This window comes from Lelliottia sp. RWM.1 (assembly GCF_016859735.1).
Taxonomy (GTDB): domain Bacteria; phylum Pseudomonadota; class Gammaproteobacteria; order Enterobacterales; family Enterobacteriaceae; genus Enterobacter.
Window position 1 is genome coordinate 1 of sequence record NZ_WLVC01000115.1, and the last position, 1,957, is coordinate 1,957.

The window sequence follows — 1,957 nt, forward strand, 5'->3', positions numbered from 1 at the left end:
ACTGACTGGCGAATATCTTTGGCCCAAGGAACCGAAAGCTTAGGGTGTCATTTCGCCCTCAGCCGGAACCGACCCCTAAAGGGTTTTACTGTCATCTGAACTTTCAAAAACCGCGATTTTTTCAATGTCAGCAGCAGAGATAAAAGCACCTTCAACTAGAATTCGGTTGGAATTACTTGCGTAAGGAACCAAGATATCTTCCAGCGCTTCGTCTTTTGTGCAATCAAGTTGCATGTAGTGCTTTGTTTTTTCTTTCGCTTTAGATGGAGACTTCTTCATACTTACAATTACGTGCACGTAACTCATGGGAACCTCTGTTAATTAGTATTTCAGGGTCGTCGGCGATGCACTAAAGACCATCACGCGTGATCATTAGATATGGCTCAAACCTATAAAAAACAAGCCCGATTTACCATAACATCTGTTGCCCGCACCGCCTCAGAGGCTCTCAGGGCGTTTCTCCGCCCTAATACGCAAAAGAACACGTATGACCTCCTGAAAAACGTTCAGAAACGCTCTGGTGATTTTTGAGCGCATGAATCGTTATGCACGCGGGTGAATCGCAGGTGATTTCGCAGCGTCAGCACCACTAAACCGCCAAAATCCGCAATCAGCGGCGCGGCGCGCGCGGACGTGACCAGGCAAAATCGGACTGCTGCCGCTCATCCTCACGTAATGCACGCTGGCGGTCGGCGTAACGCTGCGACTCAATCTGCGCACGCGCTCTGTTCAGAACGATGTGCCGGTTAGGCTGATTGAGCTTCTTCCCGGCCGCACGTTCGGCAGCGGCTATAGCGTCGTCGATAAACTTTTTCTCAGCGGGGGTCAGGTTTGTAAGTCTCGTCATGTTTATCTCCGTATGAGAATAGTCCCAGCAGTCTGCCAGACACAGTAGGAACGATGAAGCGTAAGCGACGGTGAAAGGCAGTCAGAAACGGTGAACGGGAGCGGATTTTAATCCGGTGCCGTGAGGCGTTGGACAAGCCGCAGGCGCGTCAGTGGATTTAGCGGGTTTCGGGGCGCAGCCCTGAACCAGTCACGTAGCGCTAGCGGAGTGTATACTGGCTTAATATGGTAAATCGGAGTGGGAATTCAGGGAGGTGCTTCGTGTATGTGGCAAGGGGAAAATGCGGCTGCAGGGCGTAAGTGCAGAATGCAGGTAATGATGAAATGACGCCTCCTCGCTCACTCGGTCGCTACGCTCCTGCCGTGAGACTGCGGCGGGCGTTCCTGAAGTTTTGAAGGGATGTTTTTGATTCTCGGGCGCTAAATGTACAAAAGCCCCGTGACAGAATCACAGGGCTTCGGTACTCTAATTCTTCGCAGATGCCTGCCAGGAATAGACGTCAGAAATCAAATCCTAGCAGGGCTGGCTAGCCTTGTCACTACCAGCTTAATACCATTCAACGACATTAAATCCACATCTGCACCTCAGACGCTCAGGTCTACGCCCCGGACTCCGGCAGGATAAACAGGCAATTGGTGGATACGTAACTTAACCGCGAAAGAGTTAGGCTCTACCCCGTCTCGCAGTACGATAACTGGCACCTGATAAAAGAGCATCTGAGGCAGCAGCAAGCGGAACAGTGTGATTACGAACGTCGAACACTGAGCCCACAAAATCAAACCTTTTGCAGGGTGAGACACACAAGGAAAGAGCTTGACGAAGGTCGCTACGCTCCCCGTGATTTTATATACCCACCACGGGGGCATTAGGCAGCCTATTGCCTTTTCATGGCCTCCCGCAGGATTTGGGAAGTGATGTCAGTAGCCTGATTATGGATAGCTGCATACATTGTTGTGCCAAAGAAACCGATCACTCCCTGTGAAGCCATTCGCGCAGATCGGGCTTCGCTTTCAGCCGACTCTTTTTCATAAAGGGGGTCGGTTCCGGCTGAGGGCGAAATGACACCCTAAGCGTTAGCTCTGTGTCGTTGCACGATGTCAGCGACGGTAT

General features: G+C 51.3%; 2 protein-coding genes. Both read right to left on the reverse strand.

The genetic code is table 11. From position 1 onward, the window contains the following. Positions 1-75 precede the first annotated feature (75 nt). Complete coding sequence (locus tag GF617_RS26750; RefSeq protein ID WP_203452772.1) at positions 76-306, reverse strand: hypothetical protein; 231 nt, start codon at positions 304-306, stop codon at positions 76-78. Between the two features lie 304 nt (positions 307-610). Next, positions 611-847 (reverse strand): hypothetical protein, encoded by a 237-nt coding sequence (locus tag GF617_RS26755; protein WP_016230891.1) that lies wholly within the window; start codon positions 845-847, stop codon positions 611-613. Positions 848-1,957 lie beyond the last annotated feature (1,110 nt).